At 43.1% G+C, this 16472-nt stretch carries 18 protein-coding genes; all 18 read right to left on the bottom strand.

Annotated elements, in window-relative coordinates; all coding sequences use genetic code 11:
- Positions 1-15 precede the first annotated feature (15 nt).
- The 18 genes from mreB to LQ226_RS09945 all read right to left on the bottom strand — a co-directional run bounded on the left by mreB (position 16) and on the right by LQ226_RS09945 (position 16165).
- Positions 16-1017, bottom strand: coding sequence for a rod shape-determining protein (gene mreB, locus LQ226_RS10030; RefSeq protein ID WP_231417757.1), 1002 nt, complete (start codon positions 1015-1017; stop codon positions 16-18).
- Positions 1018-1167: 150 nt separating this feature from the next.
- Positions 1168-1449 (bottom strand): sporulation transcriptional regulator SpoIIID, encoded by a 282-nt coding sequence (spoIIID, locus tag LQ226_RS10025; RefSeq protein ID WP_231417756.1) that lies wholly within the window; start codon positions 1447-1449, stop codon positions 1168-1170.
- A gap of 447 nt (positions 1450-1896) precedes the next feature.
- Positions 1897-2925, bottom strand: coding sequence for an AimR family lysis-lysogeny pheromone receptor (locus LQ226_RS10020; RefSeq protein ID WP_231417755.1), 1029 nt, complete (start codon positions 2923-2925; stop codon positions 1897-1899).
- Between the two features lie 312 nt (positions 2926-3237).
- Positions 3238-4164, bottom strand: a complete 927-nt coding sequence (gene spoIIQ / locus LQ226_RS10015; protein ID WP_231417754.1) for a stage II sporulation protein SpoIIQ — start codon at positions 4162-4164, stop codon at positions 3238-3240.
- Positions 4165-4276: 112 nt separating this feature from the next.
- Positions 4277-5299 (bottom strand): stage II sporulation protein D, encoded by a 1023-nt coding sequence (spoIID, locus tag LQ226_RS10010; protein WP_231417753.1) that lies wholly within the window; start codon positions 5297-5299, stop codon positions 4277-4279.
- 615 nt (positions 5300-5914) lie between these two features.
- On the bottom strand, positions 5915-7231 hold the full coding sequence (murA, locus tag LQ226_RS10005; RefSeq protein ID WP_231417752.1) for a UDP-N-acetylglucosamine 1-carboxyvinyltransferase: 1317 nt from the start codon (positions 7229-7231) through the stop codon (positions 5915-5917).
- A gap of 32 nt (positions 7232-7263) precedes the next feature.
- Positions 7264-8004, bottom strand: a complete 741-nt coding sequence (locus LQ226_RS10000) for a YwmB family TATA-box binding protein (protein ID WP_231417751.1) — start codon at positions 8002-8004, stop codon at positions 7264-7266.
- A gap of 115 nt (positions 8005-8119) precedes the next feature.
- A complete protein-coding gene (locus LQ226_RS09995; protein ID WP_231417750.1) occupies positions 8120-8350 on the bottom strand; it encodes a DUF1146 family protein in 231 nt (76 codons plus the stop codon).
- Between the two features lie 533 nt (positions 8351-8883).
- Positions 8884-9285, bottom strand: coding sequence for a F0F1 ATP synthase subunit epsilon (locus LQ226_RS09990; RefSeq protein WP_231417749.1), 402 nt, complete (start codon positions 9283-9285; stop codon positions 8884-8886).
- A gap of 63 nt (positions 9286-9348) precedes the next feature.
- The gene (atpD, locus tag LQ226_RS09985; protein ID WP_231417748.1) at positions 9349-10764 is read right to left on the bottom strand and encodes a F0F1 ATP synthase subunit beta; all 1416 of its coding nucleotides are present in this window, start codon (positions 10762-10764) and stop codon (positions 9349-9351) included.
- 42 nt (positions 10765-10806) lie between these two features.
- On the bottom strand, positions 10807-11667 hold the full coding sequence (locus tag LQ226_RS09980; protein WP_231417747.1) for a F0F1 ATP synthase subunit gamma: 861 nt from the start codon (positions 11665-11667) through the stop codon (positions 10807-10809).
- Positions 11668-11751: 84 nt separating this feature from the next.
- Positions 11752-13260 carry a F0F1 ATP synthase subunit alpha gene (gene atpA, locus LQ226_RS09975; RefSeq protein ID WP_231417746.1) on the bottom strand — a complete coding sequence of 503 codons (1509 nt, stop codon included), beginning with the start codon at positions 13258-13260 and terminating at the stop codon, positions 11752-11754.
- An 18-nt stretch (positions 13261-13278) separates the two neighbouring features.
- A complete protein-coding gene (locus tag LQ226_RS09970; protein ID WP_231417745.1) occupies positions 13279-13824 on the bottom strand; it encodes a F0F1 ATP synthase subunit delta in 546 nt (181 codons plus the stop codon).
- A complete protein-coding gene (locus tag LQ226_RS09965; protein ID WP_231417744.1) occupies positions 13821-14360 on the bottom strand; it encodes a F0F1 ATP synthase subunit B in 540 nt (179 codons plus the stop codon). Before LQ226_RS09965 ends, LQ226_RS09970 begins: the two co-directional genes overlap by 4 nt.
- 186 nt (positions 14361-14546) lie before the next feature.
- Positions 14547-14759: a F0F1 ATP synthase subunit C gene (gene atpE / locus LQ226_RS09960; protein ID WP_284526997.1), complete on the bottom strand. Its 213-nt coding sequence runs from the start codon at positions 14757-14759 to the stop codon at positions 14547-14549.
- Between the two features lie 58 nt (positions 14760-14817).
- Complete coding sequence (atpB, locus tag LQ226_RS09955; protein ID WP_231417742.1) at positions 14818-15540, bottom strand: F0F1 ATP synthase subunit A; 723 nt, start codon at positions 15538-15540, stop codon at positions 14818-14820.
- Between the two features lie 29 nt (positions 15541-15569).
- Positions 15570-15944 carry an ATP synthase subunit I gene (locus tag LQ226_RS09950; protein ID WP_231417741.1) on the bottom strand — a complete coding sequence of 125 codons (375 nt, stop codon included), beginning with the start codon at positions 15942-15944 and terminating at the stop codon, positions 15570-15572.
- 2 nt (positions 15945-15946) lie between these two features.
- Positions 15947-16165 carry an AtpZ/AtpI family protein gene (locus tag LQ226_RS09945; RefSeq protein WP_036779991.1) on the bottom strand — a complete coding sequence of 73 codons (219 nt, stop codon included), beginning with the start codon at positions 16163-16165 and terminating at the stop codon, positions 15947-15949.
- Positions 16166-16472: the final 307 nt, after the last annotated feature.

The raw sequence follows: 16472 nt of genomic DNA, 5'->3' as shown, positions 1-16472 counted from the left end.
TGTCCTCCTTCAGGCTTAGACAATGTTGTTTTTCGGTAATTTATCGATGTTCTCAAGCATAATGCCTGTCCCTTTTGCCACACAGTTCATTGGTTCTTCTGCTACTAGGACTGGGACTTTGAGTTCTTCTGCTAACAGTTGGTCAAGGCCGTGTAATAAGGCACCGCCTCCTGTTAAGATCACACCGCGGTCAATAATGTCCGCTGAAAGTTCAGGTGGTGTGCGCTCTAGCACTTGCTTCGCTGATTGAACAATAACGGCCACTGATTCTTTCAGTGCTCCTTCAATCTCTTCGGAGTACACGGTAATCGTACGCGGCAGACCTGACACCATGTCACGCCCGCGAATGTCGATCTCTTCTTTACGTGATCCAGAGAAGACCGTAGCAATGTTCACTTTGATGTCTTCTGCTGTGCGCTCACCAATAAGAAGCTTGTAGTTCCGCTTGATGTATTGAAGGATTTCGTTATCGAATTTATCTCCGGCCATTTTAATAGATGAGGCGGTGACAATGTCGCCCATAGATAGAACTGCGATATCTGTGGTACCACCGCCGATATCTACTACCATGTTCCCGCTCGGCTGGAAGATGTCCATTCCAGCGCCAATTGCAGCGACTTTCGGCTCTTCTTCAAGAAGAACGCGTTTACCGCCGCTCTTTTCAGCTGCTTCTTTAATGGCTTTTTGCTCGACTTTCGTAATGTTTGTCGGGCAGCAAATCAGCATACGAGGCTTAGACAAGAATCCTCGAACGTTGATCTTATTGATAAAATGCTTTAGCATCGCTTCTGTTACGTCAAAATCTGCAATAACGCCATCTTTCAACGGGCGAATTGCTTCTATATTCCCAGGAGTACGTCCCACCATACGACGGGCTTCATCCCCTACTTCTAAGACTTTACCACTATTACGGTCCATCGCGACTACGGATGGTTCATTAAGTACAATACCTTTACCTTTTACGTGAATGAGTACGTTCGCTGTACCCAAGTCTATCCCTATATCTCTTGCAAACATGAGATATTGATCCTCCCTGCTCTTCTGATACTTCCGAAAACAGTTTTCTTCTAGTAATATATTTTATCACAAAATTCCACAATTTTAGTCATAATTAGAGAAAAAAGTTTCCAATACCAAAAGAATTAGGCCTTTGGGAGGACCATAGTCTTATCCAGCCGTATTTGCAGGCGCCTCCTGACTTGCTTTTGTTTTGTATTTCTTCTTCGTCGCTTCCCCGCCACGCAGGTGACGAATCGCTTTATGGTAATCTAAAATATCCTTCACCTCGTTGGCTAATTCGGGATTGATTTCCGGCAACCGCTCCGTCAAATCCTTGTGAACAGTACTCTTAGACACGCCAAATTCCTTGGCAATGACCCGGACGGTTTTCTTCGTCTCCACGATATATTTCCCGATCTTGATTGTTCGCTCTTTGATGTAATCGTGCACACCACTCGCCTCCTGATGATTGGATGTCAAAGGTGTGAAATGAGACAAGGCACTGGGCTATAAGTATATGTTTAGTATGCAGCTTCTAGGATGCAGGCTCTTCTATGTCCGGTAAGGTAAACCTCTAAAAACTCTCACCTCAAACCTTTCTATAACTCGGTTTGTAACAGAATATGTTTCACAAAAACCCTTTATGCTTAAAACATCACAACGGACAAGGACTTTAGCCACATTTCTTTCACAAACTGAGGCATTGCCCCTTTTATGCGGTGAAGGGACAGTGCGTGTCTGACACCCTTTAGTGATGTAAAGGGATGACGCGTGTCTAACACCCTGCACTTCTCTACCGTAGTGAAGGGTGTCTGGCACGCGTTCGTTCTCTAAAGCGTTACAGAGCATAAATAGACCCGGTCCGTGGCAGTGCCTGCCACGGACCGGGTGGTGTGTTTATTGAACGATCTCCATATTTAGGCGACTCATTGCTTGAAGCGGGAGCCTGGCAAAAAAATAATGACTGAGTTCATTTACAAATCTGAAATAAGATTCTAATAAGATTGATTTGTCTTCTTTAGCAAGACCCAGATAGTAAAGCTGAAATGGTGTTGGGTCTTGGATCTTTTCTAGAATGTCTAACGCTTGTTGTGTTTCTCCTCTTACAATGGCCAAGTGAGCTTTTTCTGTGGGATCGAGTGTAGTAATGCCCTCAGTTCTCCCGTGAACAGCTGATATAAAAGGGATATTATGGTTATCAAGAACGAATTGGAGGGAACGAATGTTATATTGCTCTGCAATCGCTTGCGCTTGGTTAATATGATAGAGCGTAGCCTCGTACCCTTCAAAGAGATATGTAAGGGCAAGGCTCGAATGGATTTTTGCGATTCTTTCAGGTGATAAGTCTTCATTCATAATATTAAATGCATATTTTCGAGCGATAATGAGTTCATTATTTCTCCAATGGTAACGGAATAATAGATATTTGTATCTTAACGTGAGGTACTCCTTCAAGATCGATGGTTCTAACTCGTCCAATTTTTCTTTGAAGCGGTCTATGTATACAGCAAACATACTAAATCGATTCGAGTCATAATAAAGAATGGACTGAATTAAGTCTACAAAGCATTCCTGTTCACCCGTAACTAAAACAATTTCTTGAAGATTATCAAATGTTTGACTAATATTTAGTTTTCCATTTTTGTAATGGTAGTAGATTTCATATAACTGTCCCCAGGAACGGTCCATGATATCTGTAGATCGCTTATTTTCTTCTATCATCCACAATAATTCTTTATCTAAATCATTCACAATCAAAAACTCCATACCGTGTTGGCGAGCTTCGGGAGTCTTTCTCTCTAAGCAAATCTCTTTAATCATGTGAAGAGCCTGGTCCTTCCCGTGTATTTTAGGAAGTGTATTCTTCAACATATAAAGAGAAATATTCTGTGTAGACAACTCTCGAATAATAGCTTTTGCACTCATGGATATCATCACCCCATAACCGGACTTTTTTAGAAACAAATTGTGACAGTCTCAAACAATGCCAAACTAAAATTACCAAAATTTCAGAATAATTGATACCCTTTCTACAAAACAAGAACTAAATCGACAAAACCTCCATATGCCGCACACCTTTAGGCTTTACAGCAATGAAGCGTGTCAGACACCCTTTAGTTCTTCACCGCACTAGCGGGTGTCTGGCACGCTTTAACTCTCCACCGCACTAGCGGGTGTCTGACACGCTTTAGTACGGGAACGTGAAAAAACCACCCATAGGGTGGTTTTTTCTGTTCTTTATGCGTTTGTCATCGAGATCGATGATTCTTCTTCATCTTCGTTTGGTTGTTCTGTTTCAGGTTGTTTGTCTTCGTCTGCATCAGTGGATTCGCCATCCTCTACATCTTCAGATCCATCTTCAGTTTGACCTTGGTCTTCGCCTTGGTTTAGGTCCTGGTCCTGGCCTTCGCCTTCGCCTTCAACTTCAGCACCTTCTTCTTTGTCCGCTTCAGCATTAGCATCTGTTTGATCCTTAAGTTTGCTTAGTGGTTGGAAGAAGTAATCTTCTGGATTTAGAGCTTGGTCGCCGTTACGTACTTCAAAGTGTACGTGGAGGCCACTAGCTTGTCCAGCTAGACTGCGTCCGGATGTTCCGATTACGTCGTCTTGATTAACCTTGGCACCGACTTCTACAAGGACGTCACCTAAGCTCATGTAACGAGTCTTGATGTCGTCTTCATGTGTGATCTCGATGTATTTGCCATATAGCGCATCTTCTTTTACTTCCGTGACGGTTCCTGTTGCAGAAGCTACCACATCAAAAGATTCGCCATCTTCTCGTGCAATGTCAATTCCATTACTTTGGTAAAATTTGTTGTTGAATTGAATGATGGCCTGTTCTTTCTCTTCGCTGCTGCTGTCATGATCGTAGAACTTTGTTTTGATGACAGCTTGGTCTTGATTTAAAACTGGCATGTTTAAGTTCTCATTCAGGTCCATAACCGGTACAGATTGGTCGTCCTCGTAAGAGTACTCAATGCCACCTTCTTGTTGGCCTTCTTCAGGTTGAACGTTATCCACGTTCTGATTCATACTTTGGAAAACAAGTACTCCTGTCAAAATCAAAGCTGCAGCAACTAGATAAACACTTGGGAAAAACCATTTTTTGCGGAAAACACGTTTCCAATTGTTTTTTGAAACGCTTTTGTTTTCTTCCTCTCTCATTTCATCATCACCTCAGGAATCATTCTGATCAGAAAGAGGAAGAACTATACATTTTTTATAAAAAATTTTTTAAACTTATTTTTCGACAAATCCGGGATCTTATACGCTTTTTTTACTTCGAGGCCATTTTGGGTAGAAAAGAGTCCACGTTCTCAATCGCCACCCCTTTGTAATAATGGGTTACGATCTCTTTGTAGTCCTTCCCTTCTTGGGCCATGCCGTTGGCTCCGAATTGACTCATACCAACTCCGTGACCATAACCTTTAGTCTTAAAGATAAAATGATTATCTCTGTACTCAACCGTGAAGTCAGAAGACTGGAGTGCAAGCGCCTCCCGGATTTCACGACCTGTGAGCGTTTTGTCTCCAATGGTTGCTTTTGAGATCCGATTACTTTCCGTTTTCTCAATATTGGCTAACACTGGCTTTGTTGGATCGATGTTCACCGCTAACAGGTTCTCCACTTCCGATTCAGAGAATACCTTTTGATCTAAATACTTTGGTGAGGTTTCATCCCACGGACTTGAGACACTTCGAAGATAAGGGATCTCATTCTTCCAGTAATCTTCCGAGTTCTCCGTTTTCCCATTGGACGTGGAGAAGAACGCAGCAAAAATCGGATCGCCTTCAAACGTCAGGATCTCACCCTTTGTTTCCCCAACAGCTTGACGAACCTTCTGAATCTTCCACTCGTAATCCGTGCCCCATATTTGGCGCAGTTCTTCATCGTTCTTGTAGACCTGGTGTTGAACGGTGTCTGTAACGTCCGCTCCGCCCTGAAGCTTCTCTTCTCCTTGGACGAGGTACCGTACAATATACGTTCGTGCCGCAAGGGCTTGTGCTTTCAAGGCTTCGATTTCGAAATCTGCTGGCATTTCAGAGGCGACAACACGAGACACATATAACTCGAGTGGTACCTCCTCCACTTGATTTGCTTGATCACGTAGGACCGATACGACAAAGGCCGGGTTCTCTTCAAGATTGTACTCCGCCACAGCCTCCGTCGCAGCTGGCTGTTCTGTAGCTCCTTCCTTGTTGTGTTCGATAAATGGTACGACAATTAACGTCGGAAGTACGAGAATCATAAGAACTAACACACTTATGATTATAAAACTCGGCCCCTTCCACATCTTCATTCAGAAGCCCCCTTTTCTAGTTACTCTACTATCTAATCTATACAGATTTCCCCTTTAGTAGAACCACAGGTGAGAAAAAGTGTAGATTGTTGTGATGGGACAAGGTGTCTTTGAATAAGGTAAGGGGTGACGTGCTGGGGGTGTCTGAATTACGACTTTTGACGTCTAGATTCATTGGACTCACGTCTAGTTTCTGATTGATGACGACTAAATTACTTAAGGTCATGTCTAGATTCTGGCTAACGACGGCTAAATTCATTGAGATCATGTCTATTTCCTGGCTGAGCACAACTAAATTCCTTAGGAGCACGGCTAGATTTTAGCTAGCTACGGCTATATTCATTGAGATCATGTCTAGATCTTGGCTGATAACGGCTAAATTCCTTAGGAGCACGGCTAGATTCTGGCTCGCCACAGCTAAATTCCTTAAGAGCACGGCTAGATTTTGGCTAGCCACAGCTAAATTCCTTAAGAGCACGGACAGATTCGTTCAGACCATGTCCAGATCGTGTCTGTACCTCCCTGCACCATTACATAACACCTTATTTAGCTTCGATTGAACATAAAAAGAGACTACCTCCATTGGAGATAGTCTCTAGGCTATACGATATCTAATTAAGATGATAAGGATGATTTAACGTCAGTTTGTGGATGATCTTCTTCTTCTTCAACTTCGTCATCAATGCGTTCCACATCTGCACCAAGGGCTACTAGCTTGCTTTCAAAATCAACATAGCCTCGATCTAAGTGCTTCAGTTCAGTGACGCGAGTGTGACCGTCAGCTACTAAACCAGCCACAATAAGGGCAGCGGCTGCGCGAAGATCTGTAGCAGATACTTCTGCACCTTGTAAGGATGAAGGACCTTCAACAATAACAGAACGGCCTTCAATCTTCAGGTTCGCGTTCATGCGACGGAATTCTTCTACGTGCATGAAACGGTTCTCAAAGACTGTCTCTGTAATGACACTTGTGCCTTCTGCTTGCAGCATAAGGGCCATCATTTGTGACTGCATATCTGTTGGGAAGCCTGGATGCGGCATTGTCTTAAGGTCAACGGCTTTTAGCTTTTCAGGTCCAATAACACGCAGACCTTCGTCTTCCTCTTCGATAATGACACCCATTTCTTCCATTTTGGCCACAAGGGACCTTAGATGCTCTTGTTCAGCGCCTTTTACGAGTACGTTTCCTTTTGTGATTGCAGCAGCAACCATAAATGTTCCTGCTTCAATACGGTCAGGAATAATGTTGTGCTCCGCGCCTACAAGCTTTTCTACACCTGTAATGCGAATCGTTTCTGTACCTGCACCGATGACTTTTGCTCCCATCTTATTCAAGTAGTTAGCTAAGTCAACGATTTCTGGCTCTTTGGCGCAGTTTTCAAGAACGGTTTTGCCTTCTGCTAAAGCAGCGGCCATCATAACGTTCTCTGTTGCACCAACACTAGGAACGTCAAAGTAAATACGAGCGCCTTTCAGACGGCCTTCGGTATACGCTTCAATGAAGCCGTTTCCGACATTTACTTTCGCTCCCATAGCTTCGAACCCTTTTAGGTGCTGATCAATTGGTCGAGAACCAATCGCACACCCTCCAGGTAGTGCTACTTTCGCATGCCCATATCTAGCTAATAACGGGCCTAATACAAGGACAGAAGCTCTCATTTTGCGAACATACTCAAACGGTGCTTCTGTTGTCAGCTCTTTTGATGCATCAATTGTAACAGTGTTGTTTTCTACATTTACTTCGGCATTCATATATCGTAAAACTTCACTAATTGTATGAACATCAGCAAGAGCGGGTACATCTTTTAAAATACTTTTTCCTTCACTAGCGATTAAACCTGCTGCGATGACAGGCAGAACAGCATTCTTTGCACCTTCAACTTTTACAGTGCCTGTTAACTTGCTGCCACCGCGGACGATGATTTTTTCCAAGGTCATTCCCCTCCGCGTCCATTTTCTCTATATTAATATTCACTCGTTATTATCGGCGTTCCAAATATGAGGGTTGTCTTTGCGCCCATTCCTTGCCGAAGGGCATACTGAACATTCATCGCCCCATTGTCCGAGTAAGGAAGCGCCTGATTCCATTCGTTTGTAAATCCGGTTACTGAAATAAAACCTGGTTCTGTTAGTGTTTGTAATTTTTCGATTTCTAGTCTTGTACTAAATTTTTCAAGCAATAAAACACCATCTATCTTATCATTTTTATCCGCTTTCACACAAGTGAAAATTGTGGTATTTTCTTGAAAAAAGGCGGATTTGACGCGATTCAGACGGTTTGTCATAAATTGCTTGGTATGAGAGTCCCATGTTGGTCCCGTCATTTTATAAATGATCTCGGCATAAGGCTCTTCATGTTTAGACACAAGTATTATAAATTGTTCGGATCCTGGTATTGATTTATGATGGTTCATTGCAATGATTTTTGTTACATCTTCCGTTTCATGGGTGGTTACCGATAGGTCGGGATTGGTTGATTTGAGCTGATTGAGAAGCGCCGGAAGTTGGTTTTCTTGAAATTGTTCTTTCAAGACGATTTCCCATTGAGTCATAGAAATCCCTTCTTCCGATAAAAACGCGGACACATCTTGGAGTGGTTGCAATGGAGACTGAGTACTCGCCCCAGCACTCATTTGATTCACATATGAGTTCAGAGTAACTGCCAGTAAAATAATAATAAAAAATGGTTTCGTTTTGTTTAACATTTCGCTCTCTCCCCTTGGAAAAAATCATATCTCCATTATCAACGAGAGAGGCATCAAACATACTTCAAAACCTTCGACAGTTCTCGAAAGAAAAACTGCCTGTGTCGGCAGTTTTCTATAAAAGAAACTTTAAATTCTGAGACCATTGCAAATAATCTAAGAAGAAGTTGCTTACAGCTGTTCCAATCGTAATCGTTAAAAACATCAAAAGTACTCGCGCTTCGAATACGCGCCCTTTTTTAATTAACCCATCCAAATTGAGGGCTTGTAAAAGACGCCATGTAATTAAAATAAAAACAATATGCGAAATCATATTCGTAAGCGATTGGTATCCTACTAAATCCATTTAAGTCACACCTTTGCATGCTGGTTTCTACTAAAACTCTGACATTGGCATGCGTAATTGTCAATCTTGGGACGTGACTCGGTATACCATTCCTTTTTTTAAGTTACTCTAAACCTATTCCACTCAATAAAAAGTAGTTCTTCTTCCTTATATCGGTCCATTTCGACAATTTATTTAGGAATTCCTTTTTATGTAATGTATTAATTTGTTAAATTTTAATGAATTTTTGAACTTTCGATGATTCCATTGCTCTCTCTGAGCGTAAGGCAATTCAGGAAATATGATATTTGATGGGGACGCCGTGAGGTCCGTTATTCCAAATAAGTGAAGTTCTGGATGGAGGACTGCGAGACTCCCGCGGGGAAAGGAGCCTAGGGGGAGACCCCGGAAGACGGCTTGCCGTCTGAGGAGGCTTCCCAGCTCCCCGCAGGAAAGCGAGTTGTCCTCCATCCAGACCTAGCACACATACCGAAACGGACCATTCCATGCGAGTCTACTCAAAAGAAAAAGCCTTAAGCTAACATCATGTCAGCTTAAGACTTCTCTATAAGATCTAATCGGTTGAGGGCACGTTTTAGTGCTAACTCGGCTCGGACTAGATCGACGTCATCTTGTTTGGAGTTTTTACGGCGTTCAGCACGTTCCTTCGCTTTGCGAGCACGTTCCACGTCGATGTCTGTTGGAGTTTCCGCTGACTGGGCAAGGATTGTTACCTTGTCAGGTCGAACTTCTACAAAACCTCCGCTTACGGCAATCATCTCAGAGGACTTACTGCCTTTTAGGCGTACTGCACTGATTGCTAACGGTGCAACCAATGGTATGTGCCCTGGCATAATCCCTAGTTCGCCGCTTACCGCCTTACAACTTACCATTTCAAATGAATCTTCTAAAACCGGGCCATCAGGAGTGACAACACTCACAGTTAGTGTGTTCAAGATTACCCCCCCTTTGGGCTGGAATGAAGCGGCATCTGCTTGATACAGGATGCCGCTTTAATATTATTGTTCCATTGATTTCGCTTTTTCAATTACATCGTCAATGCGTCCAACTAGGCGGAATGCGTCCTCTGGAAGGTCATCGTACTTACCGTCTAGGATTTCTTTAAATCCTTTAACAGTTTCGGCAACTGGCACGTAAGAACCTTTCTGACCTGTGAACTGCTCAGCAACGTGGAAGTTTTGAGATAAGAAGAACTGGATACGACGCGCACGAGATACAGTCTGCTTATCTTCGTCAGATAATTCGTCCATACCAAGGATTGCGATAATATCCTGAAGCTCTTTGTAACGCTGCAATGTACTTTGAACTTGGCGGGCAACTTCATAATGCTCTTCTCCAACAACAGCTGGGTCAAGGGCACGAGATGTGGAAGCAAGTGGGTCTACGGCTGGGTAGATACCTTGCTCTGAAAGTTTACGCTCAAGGTTTGTTGTTGCATCTAAGTGGGCGAACGTTGTCGCTGGCGCCGGGTCCGTGTAGTCATCGGCAGGTACGTAGATCGCCTGAATAGAGGTTACGGAACCTTTTTCAGTTGATGTGATACGCTCCTGAAGCTGACCCATCTCTGTTGCAAGAGTTGGCTGGTAACCTACGGCTGATGGCATACGACCAAGTAGGGCGGATACCTCAAGACCACCTTGTGTGAAGCGGAAGATGTTATCGATGAAGAATAATACGTCCTGACCTTGCTCATCACGGAAGTACTCCGCCATTGTAAGACCAGAAAGCGCAACACGCATACGTGCACCAGGTGGTTCGTTCATCTGACCGAATACCATGGCTGTCTTCTTGATAACTCCTGAATCTGTCATTTCGTAGTAAAGGTCATTTCCTTCACGAGTACGCTCTCCAACACCGGCGAATACGGAAATACCACCGTGCTCTTGGGCGATGTTGTTGATTAACTCCTGAATTAATACCGTTTTACCTACACCGGCACCACCGAACAGACCGATCTTACCACCCTTGATGTAAGGAGCTAGTAAGTCTACAACTTTAATTCCTGTTTCAAGAATTTCAGTTTCTGTAGATAGTTGTTCAAATGTTGGTGCTTCACGGTGAATTGGGTCACGACGAAGACCTTCTTGAAGAGGTTCGTCTAAATCAATTTTTTCACCTAATACGTTAAAGACACGTCCTAGTGTAACGTCACCTACTGGAACGGAGATTGGCGCACCTGTATCAACGACTGGTAGTCCACGAGTCAGACCTTCTGTTGAAGCCATCGCTACTGTACGAACCGCATTATCTCCAAGGTGAAGTGCTACTTCTAACGTAAGGTCTACGTTACTTTCGGATTCATCTTTTGCATCGTAATGGACCGTTAAGGCGTTGTAGATCTCAGGCAAGTGGCCTTCTTCGAACTGAACGTCTACTACGGGTCCCATTACCTGTGTAATGCGTCCTTTACTCATGTTTTCCCTCCTAACTTACTTTCACGTTCATCCAGGGCTCGCCTACTCTAAGGCTGCAGCTCCACCGACAATCTCGGTGATTTCCTGGGTGATGGATGCCTGACGTGCACGGTTATACGATAGCGTAAGATCTCCGATAAGATCGTCCGCATTATCTGTCGCAGCTTTCATGGCTGTCATACGAGCAGCATGTTCACTGGCTTTCCCGTCTAATAAGGCTCCGAAGATTAAACTTTCAGCGTATTGAGGAAGAAGTGACTTCAAGATTTGATCCTGGTCTGGCTCATATTCATATGAGCTTAGCTTCTTACCTTCTGTTGAGATATCTGTTAATGGAAGCAATTTCGTTTCTGTTACTTCCTGCGTAATTGCACTTACATAATGGTTGTAGTAAATATACAGTTCATCAATGACGCCGTCAGCATAAAGCTCGACTGCTTCGCTTGCTACATCTTTAATGTCAGCAAATGCGGGCTGGTCTGCCACTCCTGTAATTTCACGCTCAATTGGCATATCACGTTTTGTGAAGAAATCACGGCCGACACGTCCCATTGGGATTACTGTATATTCATCCTTTGAGCTATGTGTATTTTGGATCTTCTGATACACCTTACGAAGCACACTACTATTGTAAGCTCCTGCTAGACCACGGTCTGATGTAATCACAAGGTAACCTGTCTTCTTAACAGGACGAGTGTTTAACATCGGGTGACTCACATCACCACCACCGTTTGCAATCGAAGCTACAACTTCTTGAATCTTATCCATGTAAGGATTAAACGCTCTAGCATTTTGCTCAGCACGATTCAATTTCGAAGCTGAAACCATCTCCATTGCTTTAGTGATCTGTTTCGTTTTCTTCGTAGAACTGATCCGATTCTTTATATCTCTAAGGGATGCCACGCTGTTTCACCACCCTTTCTTCAAAGGTTGCTTATCTGATCTCCAAAGGAGCCAATTAGGCTACTTTGAAGACCGTTTAGTTTATTATTCAGATACGACGAATGTCTTCTTGAAACCTTCGACCGCACTGTTAAAGTCTGCTTTTTCAGGAAGTCCACCTGTTGAGCGGATGTGCTCATAAATCTCTGGTTTGTTCTTTTCGATCCATGTTTGAAGTTCGTCTTCAAAGCGCTGGATGTTGTTGACAGGAATATCATCAAGATATCCATTAACAAGAGCGTAAATGATCGCAACCTGTTTCTCTACTACAAGTGGTTTGTGAAGACCCTGCTTCAGTACTTCTACCGTACGTTCACCACGGTTCAGTTTCGCTTGTGTTGCTTTATCAAGGTCAGAACCGAACTGAGCGAATGCTTCAAGCTCACGGAAGGATGCAAGATCCAGACGAAGGGTACCTGCAACTTTCTTCATCGCTTTGATTTGGGCAGAACCACCAACACGGGATACGGACTGACCAGCGTTAATGGCTGGGCGTACACCTGAGAAGAACAAATCAGATTGTAAGAAGATCTGTCCATCTGTGATGGAAATTACGTTTGTAGGGATATAAGCTGAGATATCGCCCGCTTGTGTTTCGATAAATGGAAGGGCTGTTAGTGAACCGCCACCTTTTGCATCACTAAGCTTCGCTGCACGCTCAAGTAAGCGAGAGTGAAGGTAGAATACGTCACCAGGGAAAGCTTCACGGCCTGGAGGACGACGAAGTAGCAAGGAAAGTTCACGGTATGCAGCCGCTTGTTTAGAAAGGTCATCATACACAACAAGTACGTTTTTACCGTTGTACATGAATTCTTCACCCATTGATACTCCCGCATATGGAGCAAGGTAAAGAAGCGGAGCTGGCTGAGAAGCACTTGCTGTTACAACAATTGTGTAATCTAGCGCACCGTGCTTACGAAGCGTTTCAACTGTACCACGTACGGTTGATTCCTTCTGGCCAATCGCTACATAAATACAGATCATATCCTGGTCTTTCTGGTTAATGATCGAGTCAACCGCAACGGTTGTTTTACCTGTTTGACGGTCTCCGATAATTAACTCACGCTGACCACGACCGATTGGTACAAGAGCGTCAATCGCTTTGATACCCGTTTGAAGTGGTTCATCAACGGATTTACGGTCCATAACACCTGGTGCAGGTGATTCAATTGGACGAGTCTTACTCGTTTCAACTGGTCCTTTTCCGTCTACAGGTTGTCCAAGTGGGTTAACAACACGTCCTAGTAGTTCCTCCCCTACTGGTACCTGCATGATGCGTCCTGTACGACGAACTTCGTCGCCTTCACGGATCTCAGTAAATTCACCAAGGATAACGATACCGACGTTGTTCTCCTCAAGGTTCTGGGCCATACCCATAACGCCGTTTGCGAATTCAACGAGCTCACCAGACATGACGTTATCAAGGCCATGGGCACGAGCAATACCGTCACCAACCTGGATGACTGTACCTACATCGTTGACTTCAATTTCAGAATCATAATTTTCAATTTGCTGCTTAATCAGCGCACTGATCTCTTCAGCTTTGATGCTCATGCAATTTCACCCCTATCATCATTTGTTTGCAGAAACTAATTTCCGCTCGATTCGCTCTAATTTGCCACTCACACTGCCGTCATAGATGCGATTTCCGATGCGTAGCTTAATGCCGCCAAGCAAGGAAGGATCAATCACGTTGTGAATGCGTAGAGTTTGTTTGTTAAGCTTTTTCGAGAACACGTCTTGAACCATCTTCTCTTCATCTGGGCCTAACGCACGAACTGAATAGACTTCCGCTTCTGCAATCCCGCGCGCTTCGTTGGTTCGCTCAATAAACGCATCAACCATTGCTGGAATCATATCCTCACGATGACGATCGATAGACATGTCTAACGTGTGCGTCACTTCTTCTGAGTATCCTTGAAATACATCGCGCAGTAGCTGTTTCTTCTTATCTTTTCGAATGCGTGGATGCTTTAGAAAAGAGTTTAGTTGTTTATCTTTACGAAAAACTTCCCCAATGGTGCGAAGTTCTTCTTCAAATGTTTCGAGTTTCGATTTTTCCTGTCCGAGTTGAAAAAGAGCCGTTGCATAGCGTTTTGCCACTACTTCGTTACTCATCGCTCTTCTCCTACTTCTTTAATGTACTCATTGATCAGTTTCTCTTGATCTTGCTCAGATAATTCTTTCTCAATTACCTTACTCGCAATACGTACGGACAAGGAAGCCACTTGATCTTGAAGGGCTTGAATCGCTTTTTCTTTTTCAGTCTCGATCTCTTGACGAGCTGATTCTTTAATGCGCTCACCCTCAGTGCGGGCAGCTACAATAATATCTTGTTCCTGCTCTTTAGCAGCTTTTTTAGCGTCTTCGATAATTTGATGTGCTTCTTGGCGCGTCTTCTTCAACTCTTCTTGAGCTTCAGTCGACATGCGCTCAGCATCTTGGCGGTTCTTCTCAGCCGTATCAATTTCGTTGGAAATGTGATCTTGGCGTTCCTTCATAACATTCATCAGTGGTCCCCATGCAAAAATGCGTAGGAGAATTAATAAGATGATGAACGTGAATAGAAGGGTGGCCATGTCTCCCCACGCAACACCGTGAGCTTCTTGGCCTGTCTCAGCGCCCAGAATTAAAAATCCAGTTAATGACTGCACACCATTCACTCCTTTCACACTTATCTGTAACAGGCATGACATTAGAAAAACTCTGCTTTTCACGCCCTAATACGGGGGTAAAGTCGGAGTTTTTCTATGTATCTTGTATTCAATTCTTTTCATTTAAGGTATAAGGAATGGCGAAGACAATACTGGTCGTACTCCGCCATTTTAAATCAAAATCTATTAGCTTCCCATTACGATAAATGCGATAACAACAGCGATGATTGGAATCGCCTCAACTAGTGCAACACCGATGAACATTGTTGTTTGAAGGGCACTACGTAGTTCTGGTTGACGAGCAATCCCCTCTACTGTACGACTTACGATTAAACCGTTACCGATACCAGCACCAAGTGCCGCTAGACCTACTGCAATTGCAGCTGCTAATGCTCCCATACTCATTAAAAATTCCTCCTCTAAAATATTAGATAATGCATTACTTAAATTTTATAAATTAATGATCGTGACTCACTTTGTGAGACATATAGACCATTGTTAACATAACAAAGATAAACGCCTGAATCGCACCGACGAATACACTGAAACCTTGCCAGGCAATCATCGGGATAATACCGCCAAAGAATCCTCCGATACCAGAGGTCATAAGGCCAGCCAGTAGTCCTAAAAGAATCTCACCGGCGTAGATGTTACCAAATAGTCGGAGTCCAAGTGTTAAGGTGTTCGCAAACTCCTCAATAATCTTAAGTGGGAATAAGAAAGGCAGCGGACGGAAAAATTCCTTCCCGTACTCTTTCACTCCTTTAATCTTGACCCCATAGTAATGCGTTAGCACAACGACCATTGTTGCAAGTGTTAGTGCTAATGCTGGATCTGCAGTTGGTGATTTCCAATAGATTGTGTGATCCACACTAATCATTGTTATAACCCCAAGCATGTTTGAAACAAAGATGAACAAGAGTAATGTTAATCCTAGTGGCAGGAATTGCTTCCCTGTCTTCCAATCCATGTTGCTGCCAATGATCCCCTTTACGAAATCAATAACCCATTCCATAAAGTTCTGCATCCCCGTTGGCTTTCGTTTTAAATTAGCTGTTGCTGATACAGCCAAAATGAAAACGATAACAGCACTGACGATAATCATTAGCACGTTGGACATGTTGAAATCCAGCCAGGATATGTCAAGTACATCCGTAACCATAGGTTGTTTGTGATCCAAATTCTTCACCTCTCTTCCTTGGGCTAATCTTATTTATCTCTAAATCTAGAGATTAAAAATTCTATCATAATAACAACGTACGTTGTCATTAATCCAATAACGACTGCAATTAAGTGGAAATGTTGTGAATATTGAAGTGCAATAAGAATGGCTAAACCCGCAGCAGCAAACCTTGAAAAGGTTCCTAATGTTCTGCTGGTTCTGTTCTCTGAAGCAGCTTGTCCCATTTGTTTAATCTTGCGCTGCATTAGCCAGAGGTTAAAAAAACTAATAGCAGCTCCCAGGAGCAAACTCATAAAAATGACTTGGTAATCTGTAAACCCAGCACCGAGTACAATCAATGCGAGAAGGTATAACATCCATTTTCTTTGGCGGGTAATCATCTGTTGGAATTGTTGTGGCATGTTTAATCTTCTCCCGTGTATTTTCGCACTAAATAGATCGTGCCATATGTACCTGCGGCTAGTCCGGTGAAAAGACCTAGGATTAGAAAGAGTGGTGATGTGGTAAACTGGTTATCAAGCCAGCGTCCGAAAAAAATTCCTACTAATGTGCATCCGGATAGTTGGGATAAGATCCCACTCGTCAATGCCATAGCTTTAAATGGATTATCATTCGAGGCCATGAAAACAGCTCCCACTTAAGTTTTCATAGAAATCTTAAAAATTTTGTCGTTTTATGAAAACCTTATCATTCCGCTTAAATTAGCATACAATAGGGGTTTTCTATTGTCAATCCGTTTGTGAAGAAAAGTCATCGCTGTAAAAATATGTGAGTAAACATTCAAATTGTCACAAATTCATTATTTCACAAGTGCACCCGTATTGTACACAAATACCCTTTTAAAATCAAAAGTATTTTTTGGTTATAATACGCTTTCGGACGCATTCATTTCGACCCCGTTCACTTTGTGACGTTTTTGTGAAATTTTT

The organism is Pontibacillus sp. HN14 (assembly GCF_021129245.1).
Taxonomy (GTDB): domain Bacteria; phylum Bacillota; class Bacilli; order Bacillales; family BH030062; genus Pontibacillus.
The sequence above is the reverse complement of the archived record's forward strand: the minus strand, read 5'-3'. Positions and strand labels throughout refer to the sequence as shown.

Coding starts and splice junctions, on each gene's coding strand:
- mreB (WP_231417757.1), bottom strand. CDS start 1,017: ATGTTTGCAAGAGATATAGGGATAGACTTGGGTACAGCGAACGTACTC.
- LQ226_RS10020 (WP_231417755.1), bottom strand. CDS start 2,925: ATGAGTGCAAAAGCTATTATTCGAGAGTTGTCTACACAGAATATTTCT.
- spoIIQ (WP_231417754.1), bottom strand. CDS start 4,164: ATGAGAGAGGAAGAAAACAAAAGCGTTTCAAAAAACAATTGGAAACGT.
- spoIID (WP_231417753.1), bottom strand. CDS start 5,299: ATGAAGATGTGGAAGGGGCCGAGTTTTATAATCATAAGTGTGTTAGTT.
- LQ226_RS10000 (WP_231417751.1), bottom strand. CDS start 8,004: ATGTTAAACAAAACGAAACCATTTTTTATTATTATTTTACTGGCAGTT.
- LQ226_RS09995 (WP_231417750.1), bottom strand. CDS start 8,350: ATGGATTTAGTAGGATACCAATCGCTTACGAATATGATTTCGCATATT.
- atpD (WP_231417748.1), bottom strand. CDS start 10,764: ATGAGTAAAGGACGCATTACACAGGTAATGGGACCCGTAGTAGACGTT.
- atpA (WP_231417746.1), bottom strand. CDS start 13,260: ATGAGCATCAAAGCTGAAGAGATCAGTGCGCTGATTAAGCAGCAAATT.
- LQ226_RS09970 (WP_231417745.1), bottom strand. CDS start 13,824: ATGAGTAACGAAGTAGTGGCAAAACGCTATGCAACGGCTCTTTTTCAA.
- atpE (WP_284526997.1), bottom strand. CDS start 14,759: ATGGGAGCATTAGCAGCTGCAATTGCAGTAGGTCTAGCGGCACTTGGT.
- LQ226_RS09950 (WP_231417741.1), bottom strand. CDS start 15,944: ATGCCACAACAATTCCAACAGATGATTACCCGCCAAAGAAAATGGATG.
- LQ226_RS09945 (WP_036779991.1), bottom strand. CDS start 16,165: ATGGCCTCGAATGATAATCCATTTAAAGCTATGGCATTGACGAGTGGG.